This window comes from Sphingobacterium thalpophilum (assembly GCF_901482695.1).
Classification (GTDB): Bacteria; Bacteroidota; Bacteroidia; order Sphingobacteriales; family Sphingobacteriaceae; genus Sphingobacterium; species Sphingobacterium thalpophilum.
This window is the reverse complement of the sequence record NZ_LR590484.1, coordinates 3,593,379-3,612,939: the sequence shown is the minus strand read 5'-3', so window position 1 is coordinate 3,612,939 and position 19,561 is coordinate 3,593,379. Positions and strand designations below refer to the sequence as shown.

Sequence of the window (19,561 nt, the reverse complement as noted above, 5' to 3'; positions counted from 1 at the left end):
TCGCAGAGCGTGTAGGAATAGCAATCATTCCTCCACTTTCGGGCGATCATACATCAGAACAGTATATCATGCCAGCTGAACAGAAATCCATCTATACGCTTCAATTTATATTACTTTGCTTAAGCTCCCTCTTATTTTCGTCGAGTTTCAATATGATTATCCCCGAACTGCCCAATTATCTCAGCAGTCTGGGGGGGGCCGAATACAAAGGTCTGATCATTGCATTGTTCACCTTGACAGCCGGAATCTCAAGACCCTTTAGCGGTAAATTGACGGACCGCTGGGGACGTGTCCCGGTCATGGCCATCGGCTCATGTGTATGCTTTATCTGTGGTTTTTTATATCCTGTTCTCACCTCGGTGGCGGGCTTTCTGTTTCTTCGCCTGATCCACGGATTCTCCACGGGCTTCAAGCCGACATCGACCTCAGCTTATGTGGCCGACCTTGTTCCCCAGAAAAGGTGGGGTGAAGCGCTTGGCATGCACGGTCTGGCATTCAGCATCGGGACGGCAGTGGGACCTGCGATAGGCAGTGCTATTTTCGAAGCTTTTGGTATCAATGTTATGTTCTATTGCTCCTCGCTGATGGCGCTGTTATCGATTGTCATCGTCATCAATATGAAAGAGACTTTGATTAAAAAGGAAAAGTTTACCCTCTCCATGCTTAAGATCGACCGCAAGGACATTATTGAATGGCGCGCCCTCCCTGCAGGTATCGTTACCTTTTTATCGTATACCGCATACGGTGTCATATTAACGCTGATACCCGACTGGAGCGAGCACCTCGGGCTCAAAAACAAGGGGCTGTTCTTCTTAGCATTCACGATCGCTTCGGTGATGATCCGATTTGTATCGGGTAAAGTGTCCGACCGATATGGCAGGCCCAAAGTCATTATCGTGGGCCTGGTCATCATTGCGATCGCCCTGGCCGTCATTGGTGTGGGTGACAGTTTCATCGGCCTAATGACAGGTGCCAGTATTTACGGTATTGGTACCGGGATACTTTCGCCCGCAGTCAATGCCTGGACCATCGATCTCAGCCTGCCCGAACACCGTGGCAAAGCGGTGGCAACGATGTATATTTCGCTGGAGGCAGGCATCGGACTCGGCGCCCTGCTCGCAGGACTTTACTATGGCGATGTTATTCTCCGCATTCCTTTAATTATGTATGCGAACGCGACCGTCCTACTCATTGCGTTGCTGTATATGGCCATGTGGCAGAGAAGGCACAAGGCTTAATCAACGCGGACCGGCTCTGTGCGCCAGCTTACGTAAAAGATTTGAAGATTGGCCCAAGTGCGGAAAACAATTCGACCTGATAGCCGCCTGTTTTAACTTTGATTTTTTACTTTTGCTAGCATGGTAAGCAACTATTTAAAACTCCAGTATAGGTTACTATCCCGTCATATCAAGGATACAGGCCTGCCTGTTGTGGCCGCTTTCCTCCTGTTGCTCGCATTAGGTTATGCAGTCTACCACGCTCTGGCTCAATACCCGATATTCGGCTGCTATGCTATCGTACTTGGCAACTTTCAGATGCTTTTCCTCCTGACAGAAAAAAACAGAAATGATTTTCTCAAAAATACATTTCGTAAGGTAGATTTTCACAAAATCAGATTATGGGAAAACAGCCTGCTGATCTTGCCCTCACTGATCATTCTTCTGCTCCATGATCAATGGTGGTATGTATGTTTAATAGCGATACTGTCCATTGTTTTTGCCTTTTTGTCCTTTAGGACCTTCGGCAGATCCATTCCGACCCCATTCACCAAACAACCTTTTGAATTTATTATTGGATTCAGACGGAGTTATCTGCTGCTGCTCGTTCTCTATGTACTTGCCAGCATTGGGTTTTATGTAGCCAATCCCAACCTTGTCTTGTTCTGTGTTGCCTGTATTGCCCTCACCTGCATTTGCTACTATCAACTGCCCGAACCTATTTTCTACCTCTGGAATGACCACCATACAGCAAAAGGTTTTCTGATGCGAAAATTGGGAAGGGGCGTCCTGCATTGTCTGATATTAACGATTCCACTCCTGCTGATTTTTGTGCTGTTCTTTCCCGCGGACTGGTTTAACGCCGGCATCGTTTTAGCTGGCATACTCCTTCTGCTTCCTTTTGCCATCACACTCAAGTATGTTGCTTTTCCAAGGGAGATCAATTTTCCGGAGGTATTCGTCCTGATATTATGCTTTAGTTTTTATCCTTTGATATTGGCGCTGTTGCCGTTTTATTATATCAAAGCAATCAGCAACCTAAAAAATCATTTATGATCGAACTTACCAATCTCAGTAAATCTTTTGGGCAGCATCGTGTTCTCCGGCAGATCAGTTATACCTTTGCCAGTGGTAAGGCATATGGGATTGTCGGCGAGAACGGCGCAGGAAAGACAACACTCTTCCGCTGTATAGCAGGGCTAGAAAGTGCCGAGGGCGGCATTAAGTCGGATCTACGGCCCCTTAAAAATAATCTCGGGTACCTAACTGCCGATCCTTATTTCCTTGCAAAACTAACAGGCGAGGAATATATCTATCTGATGACGGATGCCCGTGGAAAGAAAATCAGAAATCTCAACGAAAGAAATATTTTCGACCTTCCACTACGGGAATATGCCAGTTCTTATTCGACCGGTATGAAGAAAAAGCTTGCCTTGACGGCCACTCTGCTACAGGATAACAGTTGCTACATTCTGGACGAGCCTTTCAATGGCATAGACTTACAAAGCAGCGTCATCCTGACGGAAATCATCCTGCGGCTGAAAGGGATGGGAAAGACCATATTGATTTCGTCACATATCTTTTCGACTTTAAAGGATACCTGCGATGACATATTGTTATTGGAAGCCGGCGGCATCAGTCAATCGGTGAGCAGCGACGCGTTTGATCACTTTGAAGAGGAAATGAAAGAGCGGATTCTGAAGAAAGACATCGACAAGCTGTGGCAGCAGGATTTCTAAACAAGAAAAGCAACAGCCTTTCAAGAAGATTGTTGCTTTTCAAGAGGCATCTTTGCGGTGCTGCACGCTAATGTGCCTTATTTAAGAATGTCCGTTTACAGGCAGGGCTGCAAAATCTGATGGTCTGGCCATCCTTCACCACCTGTTCCGATTCGGCTGTTGCGCTGACCATCATTCCGCACACGGGGTCTTTTGACGTCGCAAGCGCTGCGGATGTACCTGTTTCGCCTGTGTCCGAATGCGCTGCTGCATCTTCCTGAACAACACGATTGATCGCAGTGCTGTGTTCAAGTGTATAGTATACCTTGCTATCATCTGTCCAGGCCACCACTACCTGATCTTTTCCCAACGTTGTTATAACCGGATAAGAAGCATGTGATGACGGTAAGGAGACTTCTTTTTCCAGAAATTCCTTATCCTGGATTTTATTGAGCATGATTTTCTTAAATATCTTCCCACCTTGTTCATAAGTAACATCGAATGCGGCCACGCGGTCTCCATTAGGCATCATAGTGAGCTGTACAAATCGCCCTGCACGGCTGAGCTCACGTTTCACCAGCGTTTTGTTGTTGCCATCCAGCGCCGCGTAATAAACCCCGCCCTGCTTGGCACCTGTATACCAGGTGACATATTTTGTATCCTTATTGAATACAACGGACGGGCCATTGTGCGGACAGCCGTCCACAACCCAGTGGTCTCCGCTAAACGGCACAGCCTTACCGAAGCTCAATCCGTTATCTGAAGAGACGCTGATGGAGATATCCCTGACAGATCCGGGCAGAAGATCCCGAAAGACCACATTGACCTGTCCTTGCCCATTTGTGCTCATCGCGGTACGACAACACTGGCAAGCTGCAGAATCCACCAATACAGCTTCGCTAAAACCGCTCTGTGCGCTGGTTTTTGCAAATTTCACAGGCCTCCCCAGTTCAGATCTTACAGGATCGGTATCCAGCCAGGACACCGCTACCTCCCCGTCATCGAGACGTATGATGTCTGCAAAGGACCGGGATCCCAGTAAGGCAGGATCTGACTGAATTGATTTTCGTTCCGTCCATGTTCTGCCACCGTTATAGGACATCGTATATTGAATATCGCTCAAGCCCCATTTACTTTTGGAAGAAGGCACGGAGGTCTCGTATATTGCAACAATAGTCCCGTCAGCCTTGAATGCGATTTTAGGCATCCCTTCCTCATGTATGCTGGTATTCGGTTCGATGGGCACGGTGATCGCGGATCCAAACCTGCCGGTAACTGTATCCCAGCTTGAAAAATAAAACTGTTTATTCTTTTTGCTATCCTGTTCGATCCAGCTGATAACCGGCAGGTCTCTATGGTCCTTTGTCAAAGACACACAAGATGCTCCAGCATTAGCTTTCGAAATCAGGACGGGTTGCCGTGCCGTATTTTCGTGCTCACCCGTATTACAGGCCTGCAGTAGGCTCGCGATGACCGTATATAAAAGAAGGAACTTTTTCATGATAAAAAAATATATAACTAAAAACTGTATTTTAAATTGAATCCTCCGTATCCATTCCTTCGCGGCGAAGGGTTAAAGTAGGGTGCCGGTCCACCATTCCAGCCGCTTGCATTCAGAGAAATCAGCGAACTATAGTTTCTATTGGTGATATTGTCCATCCCGCCATACACGTTGACTACAAAATGCTTCGCAAATTCTTTTTTCCATCCGATTTTCGCGTTGAGCAGCTGATAAGCAGCGTTGAATACCGTATTGGCGTCGTTAACAGGCAGCCTGTCGTTAAAGTAATAACTTCCAAAAAAGTAAATCCCCAATCTGGTTTCCATCTGTAGGCCTGCGTTTGCTACCCATGGCGCTATGCCTGTAAGATCGTTCCCATCGTACACGGCGGTTACCTCATTTTGAGGTCCGAGTATCTTATAATCCACGAATTTAAAGTCCGAATAAGTCAATGCGACATAGGGACGCAACAGCGTCACCATATGTCCATCGCTTGCTCTGACCGGCAAGTAAGCGATCGACAGTTCGGCTCCTTTGTGGTCTGTCCGGCCAGAATTATTATAAACCGTGATTCCCTGCTGGATGGACTGTGCGATAAGTTCACCCTTCATGTTCATCTTAAAGAGGTCAAGTTCATACGACAGCCGCGAGTCAAAGAAACTGCCTTTCGCATTCAGTTCGTAGTTGGTGCCCTTTTCGGCCTGTATCCGTGTATTGATGGACCGGTCTTCATTTTGTATCTCGGAGCTCGAAGGTGGAGAAAACCCTGCACTAATACTTCCATGCAGGGAGAGCGCATGGCCAAAGTTGTGACTTAAAGCTATTCTTGGTGAGGCCTGCGGATTAAAACGCTTGGTACCACTTCGTGTGGAGATCAGGTAATCCTTCACCTTGTAGCTGATACCAGTATAACTTACCCCCAGGGTCAATGCAGTCTTTTTACCGATGGCGGTAGTCGATTGATAGAACAAAGAATATAAGCCATTCTTATAATCGCTATTCCCGCTGATTGCCCCTTCGGTACCATGTTCGTTTACATACTGAACCCCTTTGGTAAGTGCTCGGTTGAACTCGGCCCCCACGGTAAACGTTGTGGGAAAAAGCTTTATTCCAGCATCATAGGTAAACCTGGTTCTACCGCCATAACTCTGATAGTAATTTCTTAAATAAGCGTATGGCAATGGATGATCCAGATCGTAGAAATAGGTGAAAATACTGGTGGAATTTGAAAAACGGTCATTGAAGAGATACTGTTGCCCCAGACCTATGCGGGTCCAATTTTGGTAACGTGCGGCTTGCTTATCCAGGTTACTGGCATTTGCCTGCTTCGGGTTGTCGTCCACTTGTGCCTGTGTAAGTGACCCCGGTATCTGTGAGTCCTGGGAAGTTCTATTGAGCAAAACAGTGACTGTACGTTTCGGAGACGGGAAAAGCTGGAAGTTACCCGTAAAGAAACGTCGTTTGTCTTCGCTATGATCCCGGTAGCCTTTATATTGTTGCCAGCCATAAGAAACATAGCTGTTCATTTTATCTCCTCCCGAACGATAGGCTGTCGCCAAGCGCCTGAGCCCATAAGACCCCGCTATGGCCGAAACCTCCAGACTCTGCTCCTGATAAGGAGAACGCATCAACTGAAAATTAATCACGCCCCCAGTGCCGCCGCCATATATACTGGAGGCTGGGCCTTTGATAACTTCTGCTTTGCCCAGGTCATTTACATCAAGTGCTTCGATGCGCGAAGTCCCGTCTGCCTCCGTGACAGGTATGTCGTTGACATATATTTTGACATTACGGATTCCGTACTGGGCCCTCACCCCATTTCCACGAATGGAAATACGGGCTTCTGACAGTGTACTCTGATCCATCCGGACGCCGGGGATACTGTTTAACGCGCCCTGCAGTGATACTCCGCTCCCCTGGCGGATCTGATTGTCGGTAATTACGGCAATCGCTCCTGCGGTTTCTTTTATGGATTTATTGCTCAGGAAAGCTCCAACGCGGACTTCATTCAGATGCACCTCATCCGTTTCGAGCTGAATATGAAGTTCCTTGCCGCCCGCGTCATACCGCACGGTTTGTTGTTTATAGCCCAACATGGCGATACTCAAGGTGCCTGCTGTACGATCTGTGCTGAACTGAAAATACCCCAGATGGTCAGAGGTTACCGTTTCCTGCGGCGAAATTTTGATCGATACCCCCTGCAATGGAACTTGTGTCAGCAGATCGTAGACCCGTCCTTTAACGTTATATTGCTGCGCGGCCGCCCATTCGCTGACCATAATGGCGACGGCACATAGTAAATAGCCTTTTAGTGATTTCATTAAAATAGTATGTGAAAGAAAAGATACTTTCCTTAGTTATTAAGCCCGGCAGATATGCCTTTCGAAAAAACAACCAGCATTCTGATTCCTGCCCGCGAAGGCGTGCAAAAATAGAGATGCCACAAATGAAATCTAGCTGATGGGTGGTTTAAAAATGGAACGTGGCTGTTCTATTGTTTTTACTTCGGGAAGCGCACTAAAGAGTCTTTCGCTTTCATCCATCGGAATAAAAGGATGGTCAAAGCTGTACGAATCAAAGCAGTAATACTCACTTCCCCTGTCGTTTCTCTTTTCCTGCTGCTTTTTCTCGTCTTCCTGCTGCTTTTTGATCAATTTGGAAAGCTGGCACTTTCCATCACAATGCAGCCAGGTTTTCAGCTTGTTTTCACAGTTTTTCGCATACCGGTCCGTATGAAGATAATAATCGCCCACAAGCAAGGTTTTATTGAATGCCTGCAGCAGCAATGCCATCAATAGAAGCGGGATGCCTATTCTCTGATATGTGATTAACGTCTTTAACACCTGCCACAAAACTATTAATAATTTTTCCGATTACGGCTTTAAAAATGAAAATACTGTATTCCCGTATCTTTAGAGAAAGCACTAAAGCAACAAAACTAATATCGTTAGTTTTTAAAGCTAATTTTTTTAACTTTTTACAGATTCACTGGGATAAAACAAAATGGTTTTGTATTTTTACACGTTCGAATAAAATAAAATTTGAATATTTCTGTATTGTACAATTTAATCTATTGCTGAGTAAATGAGTGACGAAACAAACTTCCCAACGGAAGACAATCCGGAAGAATTAGGATCAGAAAGAACAGAAAGCGGCAGCCAGACGATACCCTTGTCAGGCCTTTACGAAAACTGGTTTTTAGATTATGCGTCCTATGTCATCCTGGACAGAGCAGTACCCCATATAAATGACGGCTTTAAGCCTGTACAGCGCCGTATACTCCATTCTTTAAAGGAAATGGATGACGGAAGATATAATAAAGCAGCCAATGTGATCGGTAATACCATGAAATATCATCCGCATGGTGACGCCTCTATTGGTGATGCGATGGTGCAGCTGGGCCAGAAAGACCTGCTGATCGACTGCCAGGGTAACTGGGGTGATCCCATTACCGGAGATTCGGCGGCGGCTCCACGGTATATCGAGGGCCGGCTTTCCAAATTTGCCAACGAGGTCGTCTTCAATCCTGAAACCACTGAATGGCAGCTAAGCTACGATGGCCGTAACCGCGAACCGGTTACATTACCTGTAAAGTTTCCGCTGCTGTTGGCACAGGGGGCTGAGGGTATCGCAGTGGGATTGGCGACCAAGATCATGCCACACAACTTTATTGAGCTTATCGATGGATCGATTCAGGTCTTGAACGGCGAACGGCCTAACATTTTCCCTGATTTTCCAACCGGGGGTATGGCAGACGTTTCCAACTATAACGAAGGACAGCGTGGCGGCAAAATCCGCGTCCGTGCGAAAATCGAAGAACGCGACAAAAAGACACTGGCGATCACCGAAATTCCTTTCGGCACCACGACGGGCGGCCTGATCGAAAGTGTGGTGACGGCAAATGACAAAGGAAAAATTAAGATCAAGAAGATTGAGGATAATACGGCAGAGAATGTGGAGATCATTGTACATCTAGCTCCGGGAATATCGCCTGATGTCACTATTGATGCACTCTATGCATTTACCGCCTGTGAGGTTTCGATCTCACCGAATACCTGTGTGATCAAGGGAGAAAAGCCTCAATTTATGAGTGTCAATGACATCTTGATCGAGAACACCAAAAACACCAAAAATCTGCTGAAACAGGAGCTGGAGATTCGCCTCAACGATCTTCAGGAAAAGATCTTCTTCAGCAGTTTGTTAAAGATATTCATCCAGGAAGGCATGTACAAACATGCGGACTACGAAAATGCGGGTGACTTCGATACTGTCGTCGAAGTGCTGAACCGCCTGTTCGAACCCTTCTTCGATCAATTCTACCGCGAAATCCGCCCTGAGGACTACAAAAAATTGATCGACAAACCGATGAGCAGCATTACCCGTTTCGATGTTAAAAAAGCAGACGAAATGATGAAAGCGCTCGAAAACGAAATCAAGGAAGTCAAACGCAATCTGCGTCAGCTCACGGAATATGCTATTGCCTGGTTTGAAAAACTGCGTGAAAAATATGGCAAGGACCGTGAACGTAGGACAGAATTGCGCATATTCGATAAAGTAGAAGCCACTCAGGTTGCGCTGGCCAATACCAAGCTCTATGTCAACAAAGAAGAAGGATTTATCGGCTCGGGTATGAAAAAAGACCTGTTTGTCTGCGATTGTTCGGACATTGATGACATCATTGTATTCCGTGAGGATGGTAAATACGTGGTCACCAAGATCCAGGACAAGGTATTTGTCGGTAAAGGCATCATTCATGTAGCTGTCTTCAAAAAAGGAGACGAGCGCACCATCTATAATGCAATTTACAAGGAGGGTGCAACAGGCACCAGCTACATCAAACGCTTTGCAGTCGTGGGGGTCACAAGAGACAAAGAATACGATGTGTCCAAAGGCTCTAAGGGATCCAAAATATTGTATTTTACCGCAAATCCAAACGGTGAAGCAGAAGTCGTCAATGTGCAGCTCAAGCCACATACCAAATTGCGAAAGCTGAACTTCGACATGGATTTTGCCGAAATCGCCATCAAAGGACGTGCTTCACAAGGAAATATCGTGTCTAAATATCCGATCAAGAAAATCGTGTTCAAAAGCGCCGGTGTATCGACGCTTGCAGGCCGCAAGATCTGGTACGATACGGTTATGAAACGGCTGAATGCAGATGAACGGGGACAATACCTGGGTGAATTTGACGGTGATGATAAAATCCTGATCGTGATGTCTGACGGTAGCTATGAATTGTCAAACTTCGATCTGAGCAATCACTTCGATGAAAAGATGATCCGGATCGAAAAATATTATCCTGAACATGTGTACACCGCCGTGCATCAGGACGGTAAAAGCGGAACCTATTATGTCAAACGCTTTAAATTTGACGAACAGCCAATCGGCAAAAGGGTTTCTTTTATCAATGAAGAGCCCGGCTCCAAACTGATCCTGTTGAGCAATGCTGCCGAGCCCGTCGTCAAATTGGATATCCTAAAAGGCAAATCTCAGACGGAAGAGACCCTGGAACAGCCATTAACAGAAATTATTGATATCAAAGGTATAAAGGCACAAGGCAACCGTCTCTCCTTCCATACCGTAAAAACGGTTTCACTGCTTACGCCTGATGAGGATCTCAGTGAAAAAGATAAAAAGAAAACGGCTACCGAAACGGAAGGAGACAGCCCTGCGAAGACCACTACTGCAGCTGAAGATGCGCAGACAGAGGACAAAAAAGAGGATGAAATCAAATTGGAAATCACCAATCCGGACGATATACAGATTGATGATAATGGACAAATGGAAATGTTTTAAAGGTGAATCGAATATCTAAGTGATATTACAGGCATACGTATAGAATCGTAATAAAAAAGGTGCAGTCCAACCGTGGACTGCACCTTTTTTTATGATTTAAATTCTTTGAGAAATTTCTGAAGTTTCGGTGCAATGACCACCGAACAGAACGGATTTTCGGGGTGATCATTGAAATAATTATGGTGATAGTCTTCAGCCAGCCAGAAGGTAGATGCCGGCTCCACTGCTGTCACAATAGGATCATCGTATATTCCCTCGTTCTCTAGCTCGTCAATGAAATTTTTGGCCAGTATTTTCTGTTCTTCGTCATGATAGAATACCACCGAACGGTACTGCGTCCCTACGTCGTTGCCCTGACGGTTTAACGTCGTAGGATTATGTGTCCTGAAAAAAATTTTCAGCAGATCCTCGTAGTTTACCAGGTCTTCATCGTATTCGAGTTCAACAACTTCAACATGGTCTGTAGTACCAGTGCATACCTGCTCGTAAGTAGGGTTGTCCACATGTCCCCCCATATATCCCGGCAATACCGATGTGACTCCTTCGGTATGCTGGAAAATCACTTCAGTACACCAGAAACATCCGCCTCCAAATGTTGCTTTCATATTTTATTAGTATTGAGTAATGAGACAAATTTATAGAAAGATATCCAAACTTCGATTATCCTCTGTTTTTATGATGTTGCGATCAATCGTCCGGCTGATTATTTATAATAATGTTTGCCTTTAATCAACAAGTCCTGCTGTTTACCATCGCATACGGCATAAGAGAATCCCTGTTGCAAGGCATAGGCACCATATTCCCCTTTTTTATTGATCGCCAGAAACCCTACCTGTATTTCTTTGGCTATGGCGGGTTTCTTCTTGACGATACGCATGACGGCTTCTTTACAGGCATCTTCAGGCGAGTAGCCCTGACGCATCAACTCCACCACCAGAAAACTGCCCACATTGCGAATGACCTCCTCCCCCACGCCGGTAGATGTCGCTCCCCCAACTTCATTATCCACATAGAGCCCTGCACCAATAATCGGACTATCGCCTACCCGGCCATGCATTTTAAATGCCATACCACTGGTTGTACAAGCTCCGGCGATATTTCCATTAGCATCCAGGGCTAGCATACCGATGGTGTCGTGGTTATATTGGTTGCCCGGCAGCCGTTCAGCAGCGAATGACTTGTTCTCAATATTGACGACTGGTTTGTATTTTTTTTCTTTCAGCCACTCCTTCCAGGCTTTTTCTCCTTCAGGGGTCAAAAGATTCTCTTCTTCAAAACCGTTTTCCAGGGCAAACTGCAAAGCTCCGTCGCCTACCAGCATCACATGTGGCGTTTTTTCCATCACCAGCCGGGCAACCGATATCGGGTGCCCGATGTTCTCCAGGCCTGCCACAGCACCACAATTACCATCCGCGTCCATAATGCATGCATCCAAAGTCACATGTCCATCCCGATCCGGATAACCGCCTTTGCCAACGGTCATATTCTTTAAGTCGGCTTCGGGTACACGGACGCCCTGCTCGACCGCATCAAGCGCTTTCCCTCCTTTTGACAGTACTTCCCAGGCAGCTTTGTTGGCAGCTATCCCAAAGTCCCAGGTGGATATAACGATCGGATAATTTTTCACCTTACGTTCCGTAGCGACTGTTATCCCCTTTGCATCAAACGCCTGCAGGGCGCCCATAGCCGTGGCAGCGAAAAGCCCCTGCTTTATAAAATTACGTCTCGAATTCATATCTACGTTATTATTACTTATTTATATTTTTTTAGCAAGCTTGACCTATAAGCTTACCTGGCTTTGCCGCATCGTACCCTGATCACGACAGCACCCGGGCGCATCGCGTATACTACAGTACGGATAGGACAATCCACAGCGGATAGACAATAATACAAAATGGTTTTAGCAAATAGACAAATTAATTAAAATTAGACCTAAAAATTCGTTTTTTAGCAACCTCACAACCAAATCACTTAAAAATCGACAATTAACATTGATTTATATTATGAATTAATCTATCTTTAGGAACAAACTAATCAGCATGAGAAACACACTAAAATTCGCGATTTTAGCATGTGCAAGCCTTATTGGCGCGAGTCATGGCCATGCACAGCAAGTAGATTCGACGACTTATTTCAAAATCAAAGAGCTGCAAGAAAACGTAAAACGTGAATTTGCCCCCGACCGCCGAACAAAAATTGTCGCTATTCAACACGCAGATATTCCGCAGAATCAGTATATCTTGGAGACCACAGAAAAGGATGCCCAATTTGTCCTTGAGCAGAAAGCGAAAGACATACCGGCTCATATCCAGGTCAAATTGTTACCAGATGCCAGTGTAGAGGGCAAAACCGCAGGTGTTATCCGGCTTTCGGTGGCCAATATGCGCACTTTTCCGGACAATGCCGCCGAGCTGACCAGTCAGGTCCTACTCGGTACCCAGGTGGATCTCTTACAGAAAAAAGGTGGCGAGTACCGTGTTCGTACACCGGACGGCTACATTGCTTGGGTGCCAAGTTCATCGATCGCTGCCATGGACGAAACAGAAATCGCAAGCTGGAGACAGGCAGAGAAAGTAATCTACACAACAGAGTTTGGCCGGTCATACTCCGAACCCAATGAAAAGAGTCAGCGAGTATCTGACCTGGTATATGGCGATATATTAAAGCTTACTGGACAAAAAGGCAATTTTTATGCGGTTGCTTACCCTGACGGCCGCAAAGGATATATCCGGAAATCAGAAAGCCTGACCTTAAAGAGCTGGCTGGATTCCCGTAATCCGACGGCGGAGAATATCATTGCCAGTGCCAAGTCCATGCTTGGCCTACCCTATCTGTGGGGTGGCACCTCAGTCAAAGGCGTCGATTGTAGCGGGTTTACCAAAACCAGCTTCTTTATGAACGGTTTTGTGATTCCCCGGGATGCCTCACAGCAGGTCCTGGCAGGCCAGCAGATCGATATTCTCGATAGTGAAGGGCATTTCGACCCGGAAAAAGCACTTAAAAACCTTAAACCAGCAGACTTACTTTTCTTTGCAGCAGGTAAAAACAGTAATCCCAATGCGCGTGTGACTCACGTTGCGTTGTATATTGGCAACGGTACCTTCATCCACGCAGCCGGATTGGTCCGCATCAACAGCATGTTAAAAGACGCTCCGGACTATGATGACTTCCAGACCCGCACCGTTGTGGCAGCCCGCCGTTACCTAGGCGTACAGGACAGTGCCATTCAAAAAATCGCCGAAAGCAATTATTACACTAAGAAATAAATGATGATGAGCAATCAATCTGAATGGATCAGCAAGGACTTCGGTGCCTTCAAGTTAAGGTTTCGCCCATACACGCTCAGTTTGCGGCATGTATTTACCGTTGCTTCCTATAGCCGGAGCACCACGCCTGTCGTTCTGACGGAGCTCGAATATGACGGTATTATCGGTTACGGTGAAGCGAGCATGCCTCCTTATCTTGGCGAATCTCAGGAAAGTGTGATCTCCTTTTTAAACCAGATCGACCTTTCGGCATTTGGTTCGCCTTTTCAAACGGAAGAAATCCTCCATTACGTCGACCGGGTGGCGGCGAAGAATACTGCCGCGAAAGCAGCTATTGACATTGCTTTGCACGATGTGCTCGGCAAGATTATGGGGCAGCCTTTTTATAAAATATGGGGATTGAACCCAGAGCTGATCCCACCCACCTCCTATACCATCGGCATCGACAGCGAAGACATGATTCGGAAAAAGGTGGCTGAAGCGGACCAATTTAAAATTCTGAAAGTAAAATTAGGCCTCGATACGGACAAGATGATTATCGATACGATCCGCCAGGTGACCGACCGGCCACTCTGTGCCGATGTCAACCAAGGCTGGAAAACACGGGAGGAAGCTCTTGAAATGGCACAGTGGCTCGCCGAACGGAATGTCGTGTTTTTAGAGCAGCCGATGCCCAAGGAACAAATCGATGACAACGCCTGGCTCACCGAACACAGCCCCATACCGACCATTGCAGACGAGGGATGCCAGCGGCTCATTGATGTGCCGGCATTAAAAGGTGTTTATAGCGGGATCAATATTAAGTTGATGAAATGTACTGGTATGCGGGAAGCAAAACGCATGGCTGAACTGGCCCGTTCCCTCGATATGAAGGTAATGATCGGCTGCATGACGGAAACCTCCTGTGCCATCAGCGCCGCAGCGCAGCTTGCTCCATTGACGGATTGGGCGGATCTGGACGGAGCATTACTGATTGACAATGACATCTATAACGGTATGAGCGTGGTCGACGGCCGGTGTATTCTGGCGGATCGGCCCGGAATTGGAATTGTAAGAAAATAACCTTAAATTCAGTGCAATGCTTTTATCTTAAAGAAAACATTGTACTGAATTTGCATTAGCCCGCTGAAGGCAACGGGCAAAAGCACCAACATATTAACAAACTAAATTAATTACTCCATACGACTATGGAATATCCTCCCCGACAGCCCAGAGGCGATGGTATCTAGCGGATATTCTGTATGGCCTTTAAAAGACAAAAATTCTTATGAAACAACATGTGCTCACAACGTTGTGTCTCTTAGCCTGCAGCTCTCTGCAGTCCTTACATGCACAACAGATTCAGATTGCTGGTAAAATAGTGGACGGCAACGGCAATCCGGTCAGCGGAGTGACCGTCAACATCAAGGGCTCCAGCCAGGGGACATCCACCAATGAAAGGGGTTTATTCACTCTGCATGCCAGCCCAGAGGCGACTCTAAGTATCTCCGCCGTTGGTTACCAGACGCAGGAAGTTCAGGTCAATGGTCGCAAGACCATTAGCATCACGCTCGTCGGCGGCGAGCAGGCACTGGACGAAGTTATGGTCGTTGCTTACGGTACAGCCAAGAAAAGCACTTATACCGGATCGGCAGCAACAGTAAAAGCTAAAGATATCGATGATGTTCCGACGACCTCCTTTGAGAGTGCCTTAAGCGGACGAGTCGCCGGCTTAACGGTTTCCTCTCCTTCGGGACAGGCCGGCTCAACGCCCAGCATCCGTATCCGTGGAATTGGCTCCATGAACGCCTCCAATGAACCGCTTTACGTCATTGACGGAGTGCCGGCAAACTCCGGCTCGGGAGGCCAGATGGCAGACTATATCTATACCTCAAACAATGTTATGGGAAACCTGAATCCCGACGATATTGAAACCATTACCGTGCTCAAAGATGCGGCAGCCTCCTCTTTGTATGGCTCCAGAGCCGCCAATGGGGTCATTCTAATTACCACCAAGAAGGGTAAAACCGGAAAACCGGCTGTCAACTTCAAAAGTTCAATCGGATTTACGCCAACCTGGGCTACAGACAATTATGAAACGGCTTCGCCCCAGGATCAGGTCAATATGTTATATCAGATATTTCATGACTACCGCACCTCTAACGTCAACAAAGAGACAGGCGTCAACTATACTGACGCCGAAGCCAGTGTCTATGCATTGGGGCAATTAAATAACAGATTTAACAAACATGGTTATCGATTTGAAGTCAACGATCCCTTAAGAATGAGCAATGTGCACATTCTGGGAATGACGGATGGCATAGAGAACCGAGAAGGCAGGTATTACGATTGGGATAAAGCATTGTTCCGTACCGGTATTTATCAGGACAACAACCTATCGCTATCGGGCGGCACTGAAGCCACAAAATATTTTTCTTCCCTAGGTTATACCACTGACAAAAGCAGAATCCGCGTCAACGATTTCGAACGTATTTCTGGCCGTCTCAACTTAACGCAAAAAATCGTTGACAATCTTGAGTTCGGCGCGAATATCAATATCGGTCATAATAAGAAAAAGGGCTTCAACGATACCAGAAATACGGGAACAAATTATTTCATGCAATCCAGAAACCTCCTTTGGCCGCTTTACTGGCCGACGAACTATAAAACCGGAGAGGCATGGACAGACCGTTATGGAAGTTATGCCTATAACGCGGATTACTACGATCAACAATGGGACAACAGCTCCAAGACAAACAAACTGGGTGTCATCAGTAACCTGACCTGGACAATTCTTCCTGAGCTCACAGCTAAAACTGTATTCTCGTACGACTATACAGACATGAAGGACTATTTGTACTATAGCGCAAAACATTTTAATGGCATCAGTGATGGCGGCGTCGTACATCAATTCAATACGAATATGCTGAAACTGGTAAGTTCAAATACGGTCAACTACAACAAGTCGTTTGACAAACACAATCTGAACTTGCTCGCAGGATTTGAGGCTGAAAAAAATAAAACAGACTTCATGCGTACGACGGGCCGCGGGCTCGGTTCGGCCGAACTTCCTTACATTTCATCCGCTGGCAAGTTTGAAGCCAACGCTTACAGCTGGGGCTACAACCTGATGTCTTTTCTGGGCAGGGCGGAATACAACTATGACAACACCTACTTTTTGGCAGCCTCTTACCGCCGCGATGGATCGTCTAAACTAGGTCCCAAAAATCGTTGGGGAGACTTTTGGTCAGTTTCTGGAGCCTATAGTCTTAAAAGTCTTCCCGCATTACGCGAAAACGAGGCCATCAGCACGCTGCGGCTAAAGGCGTCCTACGGCGTCAATGGAACCTTACCTACTGACAATTTTGGCTGGAGACGCTTGGTCTCTTTCAATAATTTCAATTACAAAGGACAGCCGGGCGGTAACCTGATCTCCAACCCTGATCCTGATATTACCTGGGAAACGTCCTATACAACCAATGCAGGACTGGAGTTTGGCTTTTTGAACAACCGAATCACAGGTTCGGTAGAATATTTCAACCGCACATCCAAAAACCTGTTGCAGGATGTCCCTACGTCACAGACTACTGGGTTTAGCACAGTATTACGAAATGTCGGCCAGATCAACAACAAAGGTCTGGAGATCGAACTTGCCGGAGATATCATAAAAAAAGAAGATTTCCGATGGAGTGCTAATGTGAATGCCGCTTTCGTGAATTCCAAAGTACAGAAGCTGAATGATCACCAGGATATCATCTGGTATGACCCAACCGGTTCCGTCGGCAATGACACGAAAGGAAGTGGTGATGCCCGCGCGCAATTTATTTATAGAGAAGGTCAGTCAACACTTGCCTTTTATGGTTACGAATGGGCTGGTGTTGACCATACCAATGGTAAAAACGTTTACTATACAAACAATGAGCAGTCCGGAGAAGGAATTTTCGAGTACAATGGCCGGAAAGCGACCTATGATTTTAATCAGGCAGACTATACGATCATAGGCAATGGAGTCCCAAAAGTCAGCGGCGGTATCAATACTGATTTCGCATATAAAAACTTCAGTCTGGGCTTCAATTTCGTGTACAAAATTGGCGGCAAACTCTATGACGGTGCCTTTAAAGACGTTGCCGATGACGGATACTACTGGGAACGGATCCGGTCGGCATATGCCTTTGAGCATATGTGGACCGAGAATAACACCTCCGGCACCCTGCCGAAACTGGATGGCAATGATTTGACGGACCCTCAAAAATACAGTTCGAGGCAACTGCATGACGCGACGTTCCTCAGACTAAAGAATATCAATTTTGGCTACAGGCTGCCTAAGACGTTCTTACATACTATTGGATTCAGCAGTGCCCGCGTCTATTTCAACGGCACCAATTTATGGACAGCGTCCAAATATAAGATTGCCGATCCTGAAGTCGGCCAATATTCAACTCGTGGCTGGGAAACACCAATCGGCAAAACATACACCTTTGGTATAGAACTGGGTTTTTAATCTTATAATTTAAAAAAAAATGAAAATATTTAAAATATCGATCATAGCAGCTGCCCTATTGACATCGTTCAGCAGCTGCAAAGACTTTCTGGATGTGCAGCCGGGCAATTCCGTCGATGCTGGCACTCCCCTTAACAGTGCAAGCGATGCCCGAAACAGAATCAATGGACTGAGCAGGCTGATGGCTTCTTCCAGTTATTATGGCCGGAACTTTGAGCTCTACGGTGAGGTCAAGGGTGGGGATCTCACCGTATACTCACAGGGACGGGGACTTGATCAGCTGTATTCTTTCAATCAGGACGCCGAAACCAACAACTTTTCGGGATTCTGGTCACAGATTTATTACTGTATTGCACAGACCAATGATGTCCTGGAGAAAATTGAACAGGTAGCTGAAGGATCCAAAGCAGCATATGCGAATGCGCAGGGTCAGCTGTTGACCCTCCGGGCTTTATTCTATTTTGATCTGGTACGACTGTATGGTAGATCCTATACTCATGACAAAAATTCAAAGGGGGTCCCGCTCGTGGTCAATACAGCCTCTCACAGCCAGAAGCCTGGCAGGGCCACCGTGGAGCAAGTTTACACGCAGATCCTAAAGGACCTGAAGGCTGGGCAGGCATTGCTCCAAACCAATAAAGCTATTGATAATGGTTATATCAACTACTATGCTAATCTAGCTATTCAGAGCAGGGTATATTTAACGATGGCGGATTACGCAAACGCTTATACAACTGCCAATGAAATTATTTCCAGTGGGGTCTATAAACTCTATGAAAATGAAAAATGGACGAGTTCCTGGGCTAGTATGTACGGTACAGAGTCGATTTACGAACTGGGTATCAACGAAGGAGAGGCCGATTTAGGAACAGCTAGTTTAGGTTATTACCTGATGCGAAGAACAGGCGGACAGGGTGGAATGTTTTACGCCAGCGACTACTATCTGAATCGTATGAAAGAAGATAACGGGGATATCCGCTGGGGCATCCTGGGACGCGATGAAAGTTCTGCCACACGCATGGGGGCAGTTTATAAAAACCTGGGCAGCGTAAATACCAATAGCTCACTCCCTTTAAATTCGCTTGGAGACAAAGGAAACACGAATAATACAGCCGTCAATATCAAGGTCGTGAGACTTTCGGAAGTTTACCTGATTGCGGCTGAAGCTGCATTGAAAAAAACAGCTGCCGACCCCGCCAAGGCGGCTGAACTGTTAAATGCCATCAGCAAACGCTCCCCTAACCGTCTGCCCTATACAGCTGCAACAGTAACAAAGGACGCGATTATTAACGAAAAAAGCAAAGAATTATTTGGCGAAGGACATCGTTATTGGGATATGATCCGTCTCAATAAAAAGATCACCTACAATGACGATTTCCAGGGACTCAGCATCAAAACACGGCCCAAGGAAATAGACCGATCTTTTGAAAAATATATATTGCCGATCCCACAGTCCGAGATCAATGCCAATCCAACATTGAAAGACCAGCAAAATCCGGGTTATTAGCCAATAAGTACTCTTGTAAACGAATGGTCCTGTCCACTACTTGTTGAGGCAGGACCGTTTATTTATATAGCCCAGC

General features: G+C 46.3%; 13 protein-coding genes. 8 read left to right on the top strand and 5 right to left on the bottom strand.

What is annotated here, in order from left to right:
* Positions 1-68 precede the first annotated feature (68 nt).
* The 3 genes from FGL37_RS14860 (at position 69) to FGL37_RS14850 (ending at position 2,956) form a co-directional block, all read left to right on the top strand.
* The gene (locus FGL37_RS14860; protein ID WP_028069867.1) at positions 69-1,238 is read left to right on the top strand and encodes an MFS transporter; all 1,170 of its coding nucleotides are present in this window, start codon (positions 69-71) and stop codon (positions 1,236-1,238) included.
* Between the two features lie 120 nt (positions 1,239-1,358).
* On the top strand, positions 1,359-2,273 hold the full coding sequence (locus FGL37_RS14855; protein WP_028069866.1) for a hypothetical protein: 915 nt from the start codon (positions 1,359-1,361) through the stop codon (positions 2,271-2,273).
* Entirely contained in the window at positions 2,270-2,956 is a 687-nt protein-coding gene (locus tag FGL37_RS14850) for an ABC transporter ATP-binding protein (RefSeq protein ID WP_028069865.1), read from the top strand. The genes FGL37_RS14855 and FGL37_RS14850 overlap by 4 nt, the downstream gene beginning before the upstream one ends.
* A gap of 67 nt (positions 2,957-3,023) precedes the next feature.
* Here FGL37_RS14850 and FGL37_RS14845 read toward each other — a convergent pair whose 3' ends face one another.
* From FGL37_RS14845 to FGL37_RS14835, 3 genes are all read right to left on the bottom strand, one after another.
* The gene (locus FGL37_RS14845) at positions 3,024-4,436 is read right to left on the bottom strand and encodes an exo-alpha-sialidase (protein ID WP_028069864.1); all 1,413 of its coding nucleotides are present in this window, start codon (positions 4,434-4,436) and stop codon (positions 3,024-3,026) included.
* A gap of 17 nt (positions 4,437-4,453) precedes the next feature.
* Complete coding sequence (locus FGL37_RS14840) at positions 4,454-6,757, bottom strand: TonB-dependent receptor domain-containing protein (protein ID WP_028069863.1); 2,304 nt, start codon at positions 6,755-6,757, stop codon at positions 4,454-4,456.
* 132 nt (positions 6,758-6,889) lie between these two features.
* Entirely contained in the window at positions 6,890-7,279 is a 390-nt protein-coding gene (locus FGL37_RS14835; protein WP_138096882.1) for a hypothetical protein, read from the bottom strand.
* Between the two features lie 241 nt (positions 7,280-7,520).
* On the opposite strand from FGL37_RS14835, the gene FGL37_RS14830 reads away from it, so the two are divergent.
* Positions 7,521-10,232: a DNA gyrase/topoisomerase IV subunit A gene (locus FGL37_RS14830; protein WP_028069860.1), complete on the top strand. Its 2,712-nt coding sequence runs from the start codon at positions 7,521-7,523 to the stop codon at positions 10,230-10,232.
* An 89-nt stretch (positions 10,233-10,321) separates the two neighbouring features.
* Here FGL37_RS14830 and msrA read toward each other — a convergent pair whose 3' ends face one another.
* Together msrA and FGL37_RS14820 are read right to left on the bottom strand one after the other, a co-directional pair.
* Positions 10,322-10,837 carry a peptide-methionine (S)-S-oxide reductase MsrA gene (gene msrA, locus FGL37_RS14825; RefSeq protein WP_028069859.1) on the bottom strand — a complete coding sequence of 172 codons (516 nt, stop codon included), beginning with the start codon at positions 10,835-10,837 and terminating at the stop codon, positions 10,322-10,324.
* 98 nt (positions 10,838-10,935) lie between these two features.
* Complete coding sequence (locus tag FGL37_RS14820) at positions 10,936-11,967, bottom strand: glycosylasparaginase (protein ID WP_028069858.1); 1,032 nt, start codon at positions 11,965-11,967, stop codon at positions 10,936-10,938.
* Between the two features lie 304 nt (positions 11,968-12,271).
* On the opposite strand from FGL37_RS14820, the gene FGL37_RS14815 reads away from it, so the two are divergent.
* From FGL37_RS14815 to FGL37_RS14800, 4 genes are all read left to right on the top strand, one after another.
* Positions 12,272-13,498, top strand: a complete 1,227-nt coding sequence (locus FGL37_RS14815; protein ID WP_028069857.1) for a C40 family peptidase — start codon at positions 12,272-12,274, stop codon at positions 13,496-13,498.
* Positions 13,499-14,560 carry a dipeptide epimerase gene (locus FGL37_RS14810; protein WP_051606838.1) on the top strand — a complete coding sequence of 354 codons (1,062 nt, stop codon included), beginning with the start codon at positions 13,499-13,501 and terminating at the stop codon, positions 14,558-14,560.
* Positions 14,561-14,765: 205 nt separating this feature from the next.
* On the top strand, positions 14,766-17,978 hold the full coding sequence (locus FGL37_RS14805; RefSeq protein WP_028069856.1) for a SusC/RagA family TonB-linked outer membrane protein: 3,213 nt from the start codon (positions 14,766-14,768) through the stop codon (positions 17,976-17,978).
* A gap of 19 nt (positions 17,979-17,997) precedes the next feature.
* Positions 17,998-19,485, top strand: coding sequence for a RagB/SusD family nutrient uptake outer membrane protein (locus tag FGL37_RS14800; RefSeq protein WP_037533176.1), 1,488 nt, complete (start codon positions 17,998-18,000; stop codon positions 19,483-19,485).
* The last annotated feature ends 76 nt before the right edge of the window (positions 19,486-19,561 follow it).